Annotated in this window: 10 protein-coding genes; 7 read left to right on the top strand and 3 right to left on the bottom strand. The window is 36.1% G+C overall.

Going from position 1 to position 15,162, the window contains the following annotated elements; translation table 11 throughout:
• Together H7U19_RS05550 and H7U19_RS05555 are read left to right on the top strand one after the other, a co-directional pair.
• The gene (locus tag H7U19_RS05550) at positions 1-399 is read left to right on the top strand and encodes a hypothetical protein (protein WP_186559955.1); all 399 of its coding nucleotides are present in this window, start codon (positions 1-3) and stop codon (positions 397-399) included.
• 7 nt (positions 400-406) lie between these two features.
• Positions 407-988 carry an NAD(P)H-dependent oxidoreductase gene (locus H7U19_RS05555; protein WP_186559957.1) on the top strand — a complete coding sequence of 194 codons (582 nt, stop codon included), beginning with the start codon at positions 407-409 and terminating at the stop codon, positions 986-988.
• 146 nt (positions 989-1,134) lie between these two features.
• Here H7U19_RS05555 and lipB read toward each other — a convergent pair whose 3' ends face one another.
• From lipB to H7U19_RS05570, 3 genes are read right to left on the bottom strand one after another with little or no spacing between them, the layout of a single operon-like run.
• Positions 1,135-1,848 carry a lipoyl(octanoyl) transferase LipB gene (gene lipB / locus H7U19_RS05560; protein WP_186559959.1) on the bottom strand — a complete coding sequence of 238 codons (714 nt, stop codon included), beginning with the start codon at positions 1,846-1,848 and terminating at the stop codon, positions 1,135-1,137.
• A 2-nt stretch (positions 1,849-1,850) separates the two neighbouring features.
• Positions 1,851-2,609 carry a hypothetical protein gene (locus H7U19_RS05565; protein WP_186559961.1) on the bottom strand — a complete coding sequence of 253 codons (759 nt, stop codon included), beginning with the start codon at positions 2,607-2,609 and terminating at the stop codon, positions 1,851-1,853.
• Between the two features lie 41 nt (positions 2,610-2,650).
• Complete coding sequence (locus tag H7U19_RS05570; RefSeq protein WP_186559962.1) at positions 2,651-2,809, bottom strand: YqaE/Pmp3 family membrane protein; 159 nt, start codon at positions 2,807-2,809, stop codon at positions 2,651-2,653.
• 320 nt (positions 2,810-3,129) lie between these two features.
• Here H7U19_RS05570 and H7U19_RS05575 point away from each other — a divergent pair, with 320 nt between their 5' ends.
• The 5 genes from H7U19_RS05575 to H7U19_RS05595 all read left to right on the top strand — a co-directional run bounded on the left by H7U19_RS05575 (position 3,130) and on the right by H7U19_RS05595 (position 15,021).
• On the top strand, positions 3,130-4,188 hold the full coding sequence (locus H7U19_RS05575) for a helix-turn-helix domain-containing protein (RefSeq protein ID WP_186559964.1): 1,059 nt from the start codon (positions 3,130-3,132) through the stop codon (positions 4,186-4,188).
• A 156-nt stretch (positions 4,189-4,344) separates the two neighbouring features.
• On the top strand, positions 4,345-4,749 hold the full coding sequence (locus tag H7U19_RS05580; protein WP_186559966.1) for a DUF1573 domain-containing protein: 405 nt from the start codon (positions 4,345-4,347) through the stop codon (positions 4,747-4,749).
• A gap of 208 nt (positions 4,750-4,957) precedes the next feature.
• Positions 4,958-6,649 (top strand): lysine--tRNA ligase, encoded by a 1,692-nt coding sequence (gene lysS, locus H7U19_RS05585; protein ID WP_186559968.1) that lies wholly within the window; start codon positions 4,958-4,960, stop codon positions 6,647-6,649.
• A 438-nt stretch (positions 6,650-7,087) separates the two neighbouring features.
• Positions 7,088-9,187 (top strand): hypothetical protein, encoded by a 2,100-nt coding sequence (locus H7U19_RS05590; RefSeq protein WP_186559970.1) that lies wholly within the window; start codon positions 7,088-7,090, stop codon positions 9,185-9,187.
• A 56-nt stretch (positions 9,188-9,243) separates the two neighbouring features.
• Positions 9,244-15,021, top strand: coding sequence for a DUF6531 domain-containing protein (locus H7U19_RS05595; RefSeq protein WP_186559972.1), 5,778 nt, complete (start codon positions 9,244-9,246; stop codon positions 15,019-15,021).
• Positions 15,022-15,162: the final 141 nt, after the last annotated feature.

The following is a 15,162-nucleotide window of genomic DNA, read 5'->3' on the forward strand; positions in this document are numbered from 1 at the left end:
ATGAATCAATATTTGTTCATTGCAGGTACTCTATGTCTTATATTAGGATTAGTACACTCTATACTTGGAGAATTTTTAATTTTTAAGAATCTAAAAAAATCCAACAAAATAATTCCAACGATTGCAACATCTAAGTTAAAAGAAAGACATCTAAGAATAATTTGGGCTACTTGGCACTTAACATCATTATTTGGATGGTGTATTGGTGTTTTACTTATCAAAATTGGAACAATGCAGACCGAAATAAGTGTTGGTATGACGCAATTTATGATTGCCTGCATAACAATTACAATGCTCTCCGCCTCCTTTCTTGTTTTCATTGCTACAAAAGGAAAACATCTAGGCTGGATAGTTTTACTAATAATTGGAATCACACCTATATTAGGTATGTTAAAATAAAACATAGATGAATAAACGAATAGCCCTTATAATAGGCCATCCAGATAAAGAAAGTTACAATTTCGCCTTAGCAAAAGCCTATAAAAAAGGAGCTGAAGCGTCAGGTTACGAAATTCGAGAAATCATTATTCAAGATTTAGATTTTAATCCAAATCTGCAATTTGGTTATAGGAAAAGAACCGAACTTGAACCTGATTTATTAAAAAGTCAAGACATACTAAAATGGGCTAACCATTTAGTTTGGGTGTATCCTGTTTGGTGGGGTTCAGTACCTGCAATAATGAAAGGCTTTTTGGATAGGGTGCTTCTTCCAGGGTTTGCGTTTAGCAAAAGAAAAGCATCTTTATGGTGGGATAAACATTTTACGGGTAAAACTGCTAGAATCATTTGTACTTTAGACCAACCTAGTTGGTACTACAAGTGGTTTTATGCAAGCCCTAGTCACAAAGCAATGAAGAAATTAACAATGAACTTCATTGGAGTGAAAAAAGTAAGAATTACAACCATTGGCCCTATAAGGCTTTCTGAAGAAAAGTTTAGAGCAAAGTGGTTGGAAAAAGTTGAAAAATTAGGGCAAACAGGGCGGTAGGTAAAGATATCGAATGCAACTCAAAAAAATTTAGTTTGTCCACTAAGCACGCTATGAAAAAAACAGTATGTATAGTTCATTGAAAATGGTTTAAAAGATTTATAAACAGTCCCAAACCAAATATTAGTAGATTAAATCCATTACTTTTAATTTTCAAGATCGTTAAAAAATATCACCCCAAAAAGCTCTGAAAAATGCTTCAACAACTTTTCCTTAACGGCAGCTTCATCCACTTTTTCAACACCCAATTCAACATTTAAAGAAGTGACCGCTTTACCCCGAATTCCGCAGGGAATAATATTATCAAAATAACCCAAATCGGCATTTACATTTAAAGCGAAACCGTGCATGGTGACCCATCTGCTGGCACGTACGCCCATGGCACAAATTTTTCTAGCAAATGGCGTATCCACATCCAACCACACTCCTGTTTCACCTTTACTACGCTCTGCTTTTAAACCGTATTCTTCCAATGTTAGGATAATCATTTCCTCTAACAGTCGGAGGTATTTATGGATATCCGTAAAAAAGTTTTCCAAATCCAAAATGGGATAGCCCACAATCTGTCCGGGCCCGTGGTAGGTAATGTCGCCTCCCCTATTGATTTTATAAAAAGATGCGCCTTTGGCCTGCAATTGTGCCTCATTCAACAATAAATTGGATAAATCCCCACTTTTGCCCAAGGTATAGACGTGCGGGTGCTCCACAAACAAAAAATGGTTTTGGGTTTTAACTTCAGTGTCCTCCCGCCTATTTTTGATTTTGGTATCTACAATGGCTTTGAACAAGGTTTCCTGATAATCCCAAGTATCCTTGTAATCTTTGAAGCCTAAGTCTTCAACTTGTACAATTTTATTCAAAACTAATCCTCCAATACAATTTCTAAATTCATTACTTCTGGATTGGTCATATAATCTATCAGCCCATATTCCACAATCACGGTCTTCCCATCGGCACTAAATAGGGCCTTATCGTTAGAAACAGATTTCACCCGTCGCGGAAAATGATAGTTCACCTTGTATTTTGAATTGGCAAACATCATCGCGGCTTCACCCAAACTATCCTTCATCTGTTGCTGGACTTCTTTATCAATCACCTTGACGTTTCGCTTAAAAACCCCATTATTAAAAGAGTAACTTACATCCGTATTACCTCCATTGGCCATTGAAGTAAAAGGGTTGGCAGGTTCATTCACCTTTGTAGAATCCTTTCCTTTTAAATTTTCAAGGGCATTCAATGCAGTAAACATCTCCTGAAGTTCATCAGCATTTTTAAATTCTGTCGAGATATCCACATTCATTACCTTTTCCGCTTCATTTACCAACATGTGTACTTTAAAATTCTCAAGGGATTTCAATCTTTCCTGCTCCTCTATCGGCAGTGTGGCAATACTATCTTTTTTCTCCTCAAAAATTTCCTTGAATGTAAATGTGGAATCCATATCCTTTTCCCCCGCATTATCATTTTTATCCTCTCCTGCCATTTGCATGATTTCCGAAGCATCAAACACAAACTCCATGCGTCCGGAGCCATCTTCGTTAAAATAAATATGCTCAGAAAATTGACAGCTAGTAACTACAATAGTCAATCCAGCTATCAGGAACAGTATAATCTTTTTCATGGAAACTAAATTACGGGATTAATAATCCCAGCAAAGATAGTTTAATTCTTAGGACTATTAAGTATGACCAAAGCTGCGATAACCCCCGGCACCCAGCCACAAAGCCATAGTAGAAAAACGATAAAAATAGAGCCACAGCCTTTATCCAAAACGGCCAGTGGCGGGCAAATAATAGAAAGTAAAACTCTCCAAAAACTCATTATAAATTGATTTCGATACTGAAACTAGTTCAGCACATGTTGATGATTACCTATGGGACGCTTTTACAATCGCTTCGTTACAACAAAACTAGGATAATTTAAAATTCAGATGTCACCTTGAGCATTACTGAAATGAAAATATATTTTCATTGAAAGTACAAGGCGAAGCTTAACGAAAGGTCTCAAAAAATTTTCGGATTACAATAGGTTTCGACTGCGCTCAACCTGACACAGTTTAGTGCTTTTCAAAAAAAAAAGATGGTAATGTTAGCCAATTTGATTTAATTTTTACTTAAAAGAAAAAACAGTAGTTTAGTGCTATGAGATTTTTTTACAGAATCCTATGTTTTGTCCTTTTCGGGAGCTCGGCGTTTGCCCAACACAATTTTAAAGGGTTTATTGACCACGACCGCTGGGAAAATCAGGTGTACCTATCGGTAATTGATGATTACAGAACGCTTTCCAATATTAATGACGAGCAGATTATCACCCGGGTTTCGGCCGATTCCACTGGGTTTTTTCAATTCACAGGCAATCAGTTGGATACGGAACAGAAAATCTATAAACTGCATGTGGACAACTGCGCTTCCGCTGACGATGCTATCATGCATTTTGAAGGACATTGCACGGATAGCAAGGATATTCTTTTTATTGCGAAACATAATGATACCATTCAATTTCCCTTGTCCTTTGACACCCAGATGTTTTGCGATATTGTGTCTTCCAATCCGAAAACTGGGGCCTTTATAAAAATCGATTCCCTAAAGGAAGAAATGAAATTTGCCTATTCCGAATTTAGAAGTATCGCCAATCGAGAATTGAACAATAAAAAATGGTTTAAAACCCTGCAGGATTTTGGGGTTTCGTTGAACGAACCTTTGGCAGAACTATACATTTACGCTTTTTTGTCGGACCGAAGTAGTCCCTTTCACCGCTATTACCTCGAAGACTTGAAAAGTAATACATATTACGACGGACTTTCAAACCGATTGGGAACCAGTTATCCAAATTCGGCATATACCCATCAGTACAAAGCTGAATTGGCTTCGGATAAATTTATTGTTTCGCCAACGGAAGCCAACACTGATTTCTTTTGGACCTATATTCTATTCGGGTTACTGATTATTTCCTTGCTTTTTAATTTGATATTGATACGGAAAACTCGGGCCAAAAATGGCAGGGGTTTGACGGAAGTCACTTCCCAACTCACCAAACAAGAGCAGAATGTGTTGCAACTTTTATTGGAAGATAATAGCAATAAGGACATTGCCGATGCGCTTTTTGTAAGCGTGAGTACGGTAAAAACCCACGTTAATAATGTGTACCGTAAACTAAACGTCAGTTCAAGAGACGAACTAAAGTCGCTGTATCACAAATAGTTACAAAATTCAACCCTGGTACTAGTACCGATTTCAACCTGTTTTTCGACCCCATTCCCAAATGTAAATGGCGATGTTTGCTTTCGTATTAATCATTGAAGTGGTGCATTAGGCAAACTCAAAATTTTGAATCACTTCATCTAAAACAATTTAATCATGAAACGAACAGTAAACATTTTAGTAATGCTCCTATTTATTGGAGCCACGACACTAACGCAGGCACAGGAATTGGCAATGCTAGAGGAAGTGGCCATTATCGATTTTGAAACCGAAGTGATGGATTATGGCACTATCGAACAAGGTTCAGACGGTACGCGAATTTTTAAATTCACCAATAAAGGCAATGCGCCATTAATTATTTCCGAAGTGAAAACCAGCTGTGGCTGTACGGTGCCTTCCTATTCCAAAGCACCCATTCTTCCTGGCGAACAAGGTGAATTAAAGGTGAAGTACAACACCAAAAAACTAGGTAATTTCACTAAAACCATTACCGTAATTTCCAATGCAAAGGAGGTCCAAAAAATCCTTAAAATCAAGGGCAAGGTGGTAGCGACAAATTAATCGTTAGTTTGATTTAGTCATTAAGGCTGTCTAAAAAGCAAATTCTAAACGTCATTACGAGAAATTATGATTTCGAAGTAATCTCACAATTGATAACCTAAATTTTAGAGATTCCTTCACTTTGTTCGGAATGACGACTTTTTAGGTAGCCTCATTGTTTTATTCTTAGGTGAAATAATGTAATTTTGCAACCTTAAATAAAACAGGCATGCAACTTTCTGAACAAGAACTGGTACGACGCGACAAACTCGCAAAATTGAGAGCTTTAGGTATTAATCCTTATCCTGCGGATTTATACCCCGTCAAACAGACAACCAAGGACATTAAAGCCGATTTTGAGGAAGGTAAATCCGTAGTGATTGCAGGCCGATTGATGTCCCGCCGTATCCAAGGGAGTGCAAGTTTTGCCGAACTTCAGGATAGTGAAGGGCGTATTCAGGTGTATTTTAACCGTGATGAAATCTGCACAGGTGACGACAAAAGCAAGTACAACGACGTGTACAAAAAATTGTTGGACATCGGGGATTTTATCGGGATTGAAGGCGAATTGTTTACCACCAAAGTAGGCGAAAAAACAGTGATGGTAAAGGATTTCACCTTATTGAGCAAAGCTTTGAAACCCCTGCCATTACCTAAAACGGATGCCGAAGGCAATACCTATGACGAGTTTAACGACCCTGAGTTGCGTTACAGACAGCGCTACGCGGATTTGGTGGTGAATCCCCATGTAAAAGATGTGTTTGTAAAGCGCACGAAGCTGTTCAATGCCATGCGCCAGTTTTTTAACAATGCTGGGTATTTTGAAGTGGAAACTCCCGTATTGCAACCTATTGCAGGAGGCGCGGCGGCGCGACCATTTGTCACCCACCATAATAGTTTAGATATTCCTTTATATATGCGAATTGCCAATGAGTTGTATTTAAAACGCTTGATAGTCGGTGGTTTTGACGGGGTATATGAGTTTTCTAAAAACTTTAGAAACGAGGGGATGGACCGTACCCACAACCCAGAATTTACGGCTATGGAAATTTATGTGGCATACAAAGATTACAACTGGATGATGGATTTCTGCGAGCGCTTATTGGAGCATTGTGCCATTGCCGTTAACGGCACCACTGAAGCTACTTTTGGTAAGAATAACATAGATTTTAAAGCACCCTACCCAAGGGTGACCATGGCAGATTCCATCAAACATTTTACGGGATTTGATATAACAGGAAAATCGGAAGCTGACATTAGGCAAGCGGCCAAAGACATGGGCATTGAGGTTGACAATACGATGGGTAAAGGCAAATTAATCGATGAGATTTTTGGTGAAAAATGTGAGGGCAATTATATCCAACCGACGTTTATTACAGACTATCCAAAGGAAATGAGTCCGTTATGCAAAGAACACCGCGAAAACCCAGAATTAACAGAGCGTTTTGAACTGATGGTATGCGGTAAGGAAATCGCAAATGCTTACAGTGAGCTGAACGACCCGATTGACCAACGCCAACGTTTTGAGCACCAATTGGAACTGGCTAAAAAAGGCGACGATGAGGCTACAGCCACCATTGATTATGACTTTTTGCGTGCGCTGGAATATGGCATGCCTCCAACATCAGGTATGGGTATTGGGATGGACCGATTGATTATGTTTTTAACCAATAATCAGTCCATACAGGAAGTACTGTTCTTCCCCCAAATGAAACCAGAGAAAAAACCTTTGGCCATTAGCGATGATGCCAAAGCCATTTTGGAAATTTTAAACAAGTCCGAAAAACTGGAATTGGTGGATTTAAAATCCCAATCCGGCCTATCCAATAAAAAGTGGGATAAATCCATTAAAGAGCTGACTAAAAACAGTTTAGCTAAGGTTGAAAAGACCGAGGAAGGGCTTTTTGTGGAGGTGGTTTGATAAGCAGTGCTTTGTCATGCCGAACTAGTTTCAGCATCTCAATAATATTTAAGGATTGTCTGATCGGCAATCCTTTTTTTGTCGTGGACAATGGGACATTATCACTAAGAACTTGTCAATTATGGCCTACCATATTAAGTAAAATAGGTATCGGTCTTAAGAATTATTGCACAATAAAATATAATTCAGTATATTTATAATCACTTTCCTATAATTTCTATATTAATAGCACCACTAAACTTTAGTGTTGCCCTATTTTACTACTAGCATAGTTTTTTGTTAGGAATCACTCCCTCTTACATGGTATTCATCTAGAATGAAATTAAGAAGACTTGGTATTTCCTCAGTGTTCAAATGAAATCCTCATTAACCAAGTGGGAAATACTTGCATAATTAGGTCCTCGCAATAAAAATGAATAATAATATAAAAATAAAACCATGTCAAATTTTAGATTAAACTTACCAATTGACATTCCGTGGCAATTTATTTCCTCTAGTGTCCACCCTCTTTTTAGAAAACCTCCATGTAGTGAAATTGTAGAAAAATGGAAACCTACAATTGAAGTATATGCATACGAACCTCCTTTTGATGAAAATATTGAGTCCAACCCTTGCGCAAAACAAACTGTGTACTTAAAAATTGTCTGCTCAATTACTGGTTTTCAACATACCGTTAACCCTAATTACTTCATCAATTACCTAGAGCACCTAGAAAATATTGAAATTAATGAAATTATTAGTATTCTACAGGAATATTATTCTTGTTATGGCGTACTATTAGATGTTAGGGTTTTTGAGAATAATGATAAGTCTGGTACTCCGGATTGCGTAATACAAGATTTTGAACCTAAGCGTAGAGATTATTATCAATCTGTAGTAGAAACAGGAGAGATTCTCTCATCATCAATTGGTACTGTAGGAGTAGGAAAAGGGCAAAAGAATTTAAAGTCTACAGAAAGCAAAGTGAATGTTACTGGAACAGCAGGAGGAACAGGTGAAGTAAATAGTACTGGTGCAGGCAGCGGTGAAAGTGGTACTAGTTTAAATGCCAGTGGCGGATTTGGTGGAACAGCCAAAGGCGGTATTACTCATACAAGGAGCCAGGAGGATAATTATAATATAAATACCGATGTTAGTACAGAACGTAGAGAACTAGAATCGCATACAACTTACATTTCACAATTATATAATTATCTAAGCTCATATAGACTAGGTAGAGGGTTTCTAAGGTTTTTTATGCTCCCTAGACCTCATACCATGCAAACGACACCTTTCAGGTCTTTTGCACAAGGACTGAGACAAATCGAAGGCATTCAAGAATTTTTCTTGGTTGCTGAAAGAAACAAAGATTCTAAAGGATTGCTTGTTGATGTTAATTTAAATACCGCACATTACCCTGAAGGTGTTGAATTCTCTGTACCTAAAACAAATTATGAATATGATTTTAAAAAAATTACCCTAGAATTTCCTGAAGTTATATCAAAAAAAACAGGAACTGGATGGTTCAGATCTGACAAGGAAGAACATAAAGATTCTGAGGAACTTTTTATAGATGATGGTTGGGAAATCGATCATGAATGGGGACTAGAAGAAGAGATTTTAAGTGGCGATAATGCAGATGACTCGATATTTATAGCCAACTGGATAGAAAGCACCTCAGGTTTTGGGGATAATAGAAAAGCGCCAGCTATTGAAGAGCACGCTCCATTCACCATAAGAGAAAATCTAATTACTTACGATTTCACATTGCATAGCGAAGCTGCTAAAATTAGCGGATTAAGCGCAACAGTATTAAGGCGGACTTTGGATATTGCAATTGGTTTAGCTACCAGAGGTGTTGCTACTGTTTTAAACTTTTTAAGAAGTCATTTCGATGATCTTGATGTTCGAGATAAAGAGAATCCACCAAAAACAAAGTTCCATAGAAAATATAAATATCGTTTAAGAAGGCCAAAAGAATCGAATCTGGAACCTAGCGTAACTCTAGATCAGGCTATCATTAATCGCACAAGTATTTGTAATTCTTACGAGAATAATAATGGATGCTTAAAATCTGATTTTGGTAAATTAGATATTATTAACTCCCCAGATAATATACCTGGTTTGATTGAAGACTTATGGGGCGACGAATTTACTGATAATCCTGAATTACCCTACATAGAGGCAATACCATCAGATAATTCAATTGCTAAAGTATATGAAAAACATTCAAAAATATTAAAGAAACAAGGAATTAGTAAACAAAAGTTCATGACCTCAATAAAAGAAAGCTTAAATAAAAATGTTTCAAGTATCATTGGTGAACAACCAATTAAAATTCGTAAATCATCTTATAAGAAACTTCTTCAAGGTAGTGCTTCTCAGTCTATTAATGATTTTAGACAAAGCTTATTTAATGGGATGAGATCACTAAGCCAGAAAAAGAAACCTATGGATTTTCAGCATACTAAGTTCTTTAAAAAACGATTTGAAAGAATTGTTGGTAGTGATAAATTTAATAATCAGGCAATCAAGAAGTTGATCAAAAATAAATCTTAAAATAGGGGGTTCGTTTATCGGAAACTGAGATTTTTTATTTATAACATTGAAAATACATGACTCAGCAACTATATATGCTAAAATTAGATGAAGAAGTAAATAATAGTTTTACTTATGATAGTGTAGTTTATTCTCAAGATAACATTCATGAATTTGAATTCAATGGAGATTGCCATTTTTTAGGTTTTTTAAATGCACTCATAGATGCAAATCCTAATGCTATATTAAGCAGTAATGCTAGCTATATGGAAATTAAGGCAGAATGTGACCGATTGAATCGAGAAAGTGAGGAATTCAAACAGACAATTAATAGTATATTAAAACCTATCGATGAAATTTTAGATCAGGCAGATGAGTTATTTGATGATAGTAGCAATCCTGAAGAAGAAGATTCATCAGATAAACAGGGAGTAGGAGATTTTAAAGATCGGGCAAATGTAGAGATTACCAATGTTACACTAACTGAAAAAAACACAACAGATAATGACGTAGAACGCCCACCCGAAGGCAAACCACACCCAGAAGTCTCTCAAGAAGAGGCAAACGAAAAAACAAAAACTGCGGATCCTGTAGATATTTTTAACGGTTCATTTTATATCAACGAAATTGACCTTGAAATTCCAAATACAACTATACCCTTAGTTGTTATTAGATCTTATAGAAGTGGCGTTTCAGCTTATGGTGCATTTGGCTGGAATTGGGATCACAACTATAACATTTATCTACGTGAGCTTAACGATGGTAATGTCGCTGTGTGGCGTAACTTAAGTGAATCTGTTTTTAAAACTACAGGTACTGGTTTTGATTCTCCGACTGGTCTGTTTGAAAAATTAGAAAGACACCCGAGTATTCCACAAGTATATATATTGTATCAAAAAGGAGGTATAGAATTGCATTTTGCTCGACCAAGTTTTTGGAGTGATGCAGAACGTATCCCTATTGATAAAATCATTGATAGATCTGGAAACACAATAAACTTTGAATACGGAAGCGAAGACAACCTCCTGAAAGTTACTGACAATGTAGGACGCTATATTTCTTTTAATTATGACGCTTGTGGTATTATCACATCTATACGTGATACTTCAGGCAGAACCTTTGAATATGTGCATAATGAGGAAACCAAGCATTTAATTTGTGTTAAGTCACCACCTACAACCGATTTTCCAAAAGGAATGGTCAAATCATATCATTACGATTCACCTCATTTACCTCCAAAGTTGAAGCACAATATTGTTAGAGTTGAAGATTCAGAAGGTAATGTCTATTTAGAAAACAAATACGAAGATGACCCTTCCTCTCAATTCTTCGGAAGAATTAAAGAACAACTTTACGGAGGCTATTTATTTCAATTTCGGCATACACAATTACAATGGGTACCACCAATACAAGAAAACATAAATTTTCCTGCGCACCGCGTTGAAGTAATGAATCCAGATTTCGGATTAGAAACTTATACTTTTAATTACAAAGGAGACCTGTTAGACAGACGATATAGACTCAATAAAGATCGTACATTTAGAGTAGCTGCATGGCAATACGAATACGATTCTCAGGGAAACACAAAACTCACAGCAAATCCAGATGGAAGTCAAGTTATAAATACGCATGATGATTTAAATCCAGATCCTCGAATGAGGAACAATTTACTTCAGACGGAGATCACAGCTTCTCCACTCTCTCCTGCACCAAGTAGAGTTATTTTTCAGGCAAACTATCATCCTCTATATCAACAAGTCACTGAAATTAAAAATGAAACAGGTGCCACAACCGAATTAAAATATGACTTTAACCTGTATCCAGGCGATCCAGATAACAAAGGAAATCTCATTGAAGTACACGAACCCGAAGTTACTTTACCCGATGGTAGCACACAACAAAGTATTACAAAATTTGAATACTACTCCTATGGTGCTTTAGAAAAAAAAATAGCGCCAGATGGTACAGTTATCGAATATGAATATGGCAGCTCTGGAATAACCAACCAAAGATTAATTGCAACTATACAAGATCGTAGAGGCTTAAATATTAGAACCCAGTTTGGGTATAACATGTATGGTTTCCAGAATAAGATCATTGACCCTTTAGGGCGTGTTACAGACCTAAATATTAATGCTCTTGGGTTAACCGAAGAAATAGAGATTCCTGAAGTTCATGGATCTAGAGCTAAGACTACATTCCATTATGATGGAGATAAGAATATTGTTAGAACAAAATCACCTCTTGGCAGCTATTCAGGATCTGGTGTAAGTGATGGCTTTATAGAACATAAAATTATTCGAGAAGTACTTGGATACCCAATCCAATATATAGCTGGTTCTAATACTGATGAAAGCAGAACTGTTAACATCTGTAACGATTTTAGAGGGTTTGCATTGGAAACTATTTTTCCTAATGAAAGTAGAGATGAAATTACAATAGATGAACGAGGTCTTCCTCTACGTCAGACTGTTAAAGGAGATGCATCTGAATTAAAAACAATTAACCAATATGATCGTTCTGGAAAACTTGTTTCATCAACTTCTCCTATTGGTGCCATAACATTCTATAAATACGATGGGTTTTCGAGGTTGAAAGAAGCCAAATATCCTAATAATACAACTCAAATTTATAACTGGTTACCTAATAACCTGCTTGAATCTGTTGAAATCGTTGGAGATGATGGATCAGGTACTACTCGCACATTATCATTTGCATCATACGAATATGATAACAAAGGAAGAAAAATAAAAGACATTGTCCGTGTATTCGAAGATGATTATACGACTTATAATGAAGTCATTACTCAATATTATTTTGATCTTAACAATAGAATTGAAAAAATAATTGGCAATAGAAATGAGAAAACCATCTATGTCTATGATGGTTTAGGCAGAATTGAAAAAATAATTGACCCAGAAGAAAATGAAGTCAGATATACCTATGACAACAATGGTAATGTGTTGCGTACAGACGAATTTCACAAAAAGTCTGACGGTTCTGTAATTAATTACTACAAAGAACTAATGTACGATGACAGAAATAGATTAATAGCTGTAATAGAGCCAGATGGAACTTCAACAATTACAGAATATGATGATAATAACAATGTTGTCTCAAATACAGATTTAAATGGAGTCCGAACTTTGTTTCAATACAATTCTCATCTAGAAAAAATAAAAGAAATTCTTGACCCAACAGGCTTAAATATTATACATGAATGGAAACGTGACAACATGTCTCAAGTAACCGAATATATAGATCCTACAGGTCAATCTTCTTTCTACACGTATGATAGACTAAACAGAGAAATACTAACCCAATTTCCTACTGGCTATAATAAAAGTTCCAATTACAATTCGATAGGGCAATTGGAGCGTGAAACATTTGCAAGTGGTATTGAATTAAAATATGATTATGATCTTACAGGAAGGTTAAATATGATGTCACATATTACTGGACCATCGTCAATTGAGCCAATTTCTACACATACATTCAAATATGATGGATTGGATAGAATTATTAAGGCCAGTAATGGCACAACAGATGTTTTAAGACGTTTTGATAGTATCAATCGATTGCTGTCTGAACAAATGTTCGGAAAAACATTAAGTCATCAATTTAACGATAATACTGGTACCACAGATAAGATATGGCCAGATGGAAGAATTGAAAGATTTGAAACCAACTTAGTTGGCACACTTACTAGTATAAAAGAAATTGCACATGGTGTATTGGGCGATAGAATTAATGATATTGCATATTTTGAACATTTAGGCTCCTTTGCGCTATCAAAGTCTAACATTTATGATAGCGTTTTTAACACAGAAAATATTTATGATGAACGAAAGCGCTTAATCAATTCAACGAGCCAAAATTCTAGTGTAACAATATGTGAAAGAAATAACAGGTTTGATACAGGTAATAGAAAAAGAATAGAATCCTCTCAAGGGCTAATTAACAAGATAAACTATTTTGAATACGATAATCGAAACCGATTGTCATTATCAAGAAAAAACTTTTCTCTCCCCCTTCCAATGGCCTTCAGTCAAAGTGAGCAAAACAGAATAATATCAGATGCTATAAGCGCCTCTAGTGGATCGGATGAACAGCTATACAATTATAATGAAGCAGATGCAAGAACAGAACATGTACTAACAAGTGGTATTTCAAAATCGTATGCTTACGATTCGGGACATAAACTTTCAAACGATGGCACACTTAATTATGCTTTCAACGCTGATGGTGTAATGCATAGCGATGACGAATTGACCTATAAAGCAGATTCGTTTGGTAGGATTATTGAAATATTAGAGCGCGGGACAGTTAAATGCCAGATTAAATATGATGCATTTATGAGACCATGTGTAGTTTGGGAAGAAGGTTCTGGCGAAATTGAGCGAAATTATTTAGGAGGATTTGTGCATATGGAATCACAAGGAAGTGATATTCAAAAACAGATATCTTTATTACCTGGAACGGGAATTCCATTAGGTTATCATATTGATGGACAAAGCGTAATAACATTTTTTAATGAACGATTTAATTTAATTGGAATATTAGATTCTAATGGCCAAATTATAGAACACATAGATTATGACGACTTTGGATTTCCAAAACTCTTCGACAGCTCTGGAACAGAATTAGCCAGATCGTTATTAAATGTCAATCCAGTATTTGGCGGACAAGAATACATATCGTCAGTAAATAAATATTTATCAAAATTTCGATTGATGAATCCCGACAGTGCTACATACCTTTCACCCGATTCATATCGCTACATTGATTCTTCTTCATTATATGTTTATTGTATTCAAGATCCAATAAACAAAATAGATTCCGATGGATCATTTGTAATATTAGGAACTGCGTTAATTGGTGCAGGAATATCAGCTGCAGCAAATTGGGATAAATCAGGAACAGATTTTTGGGTTGCTGTTGGAGCAGGAGCATTATCTGGAGCTGTAATGGGTAGTGGGTTAGGATTAGTTAGTTTTGCAGCAGGTGGTGCCATTGGTGGAGCTATTACTGGAGCATATGAAAGTAGTAAAAATAGTGAGAATATATTTCGTGGTGCAATTTCAGGTGCAGCTATCGGAGCTGCTGCTGCGATGGTAGGAGGTGCTGTAGGTCAAAAGGTATCTACCCTTGCTGCTTCAAGAATTGCATCTTCAAATTTATTTGCAAATGTTGCTTCGAAAGTTTCAAGTGCAACTGGAAGAAAAATTAGCTCATTTGCTATAACACAAGCTGAACAATATACCTCAGTTTCGGTTGGGGGATTCACAGGTGGCTATGCTGAAGGCGTTACAACAAACTCCTTAGGCATTACAATTCAAGGTATAAATCCGGCTTCTCACTGGGATAGTATTTTAGTTGATAGTTTAGATTATGCTAAATTTGGTGCAGTAGCTGGAGTTGGAGGAAAGGCTGCTGTACAATCTACAGGATATATATTACAAAATTCAAATGGAGGTATGCTTGGGTTTGAAGGCGAGTTTTATGTCAAGAATCATATCAGAAAACCCATAAATAAGAATCATCATATTCCAAATTCGAACAATAATCCCAAAAATGCTAAGCTGCCTGACTTTATTGATGAAACTTACATTGGAGAGGTTAAGAATACTAGTAGGATACCCTCAATGAATGCTCAAACAAATCAATTAAGAAGTATTAATGATTATGCAAATAAGTTAGGTATTACCCCTGAACTTTGGGTTAGGCCTGGGAACCGCCCTAGCAATAGGCATTCGGTAGTAAAAGAAGGTAATTTTAATATAAAAGAAATACCACAAATTACAATTCCCCAATACATTTCTCCAAATAAACTAGTAGAAACAAAATCTAAATAAATTAAAACATAAGAATATGTTTTAAAAACACAATCAGGTCTAAGCAATAAAAAATGGGACAAGTCTATTAAAGAATTGACTAAAAATAAGCTTGCCAATGTTACTCGGTCAAACGAAGAACTGTTTGTAACATTACTATAG

Source organism: Hyunsoonleella aquatilis (assembly GCF_014270105.1).
GTDB classification, from domain to species: Bacteria; Bacteroidota; Bacteroidia; order Flavobacteriales; family Flavobacteriaceae; genus Jejuia; species Jejuia aquatilis.

Bases quoted from the DNA above. Each gene is read 5' to 3' on its own strand.
- lysS (WP_186559968.1), top strand. From the start codon at position 4,958: ATGCAACTTTCTGAACAAGAACTGGTACGACGCGACAAACTCGCAAAA.
- H7U19_RS05595 (WP_186559972.1), top strand. From the start codon at position 9,244: ATGACTCAGCAACTATATATGCTAAAATTAGATGAAGAAGTAAATAAT.
- H7U19_RS05550 (WP_186559955.1), top strand. From the start codon at position 1: ATGAATCAATATTTGTTCATTGCAGGTACTCTATGTCTTATATTAGGA.
- H7U19_RS05575 (WP_186559964.1), top strand. From the start codon at position 3,130: ATGAGATTTTTTTACAGAATCCTATGTTTTGTCCTTTTCGGGAGCTCG.
- H7U19_RS05590 (WP_186559970.1), top strand. From the start codon at position 7,088: ATGTCAAATTTTAGATTAAACTTACCAATTGACATTCCGTGGCAATTT.
- H7U19_RS05580 (WP_186559966.1), top strand. From the start codon at position 4,345: ATGAAACGAACAGTAAACATTTTAGTAATGCTCCTATTTATTGGAGCC.
- H7U19_RS05570 (WP_186559962.1), bottom strand. From the start codon at position 2,809: ATGAGTTTTTGGAGAGTTTTACTTTCTATTATTTGCCCGCCACTGGCC.
- H7U19_RS05565 (WP_186559961.1), bottom strand. From the start codon at position 2,609: ATGAAAAAGATTATACTGTTCCTGATAGCTGGATTGACTATTGTAGTT.
- H7U19_RS05555 (WP_186559957.1), top strand. From the start codon at position 407: ATGAATAAACGAATAGCCCTTATAATAGGCCATCCAGATAAAGAAAGT.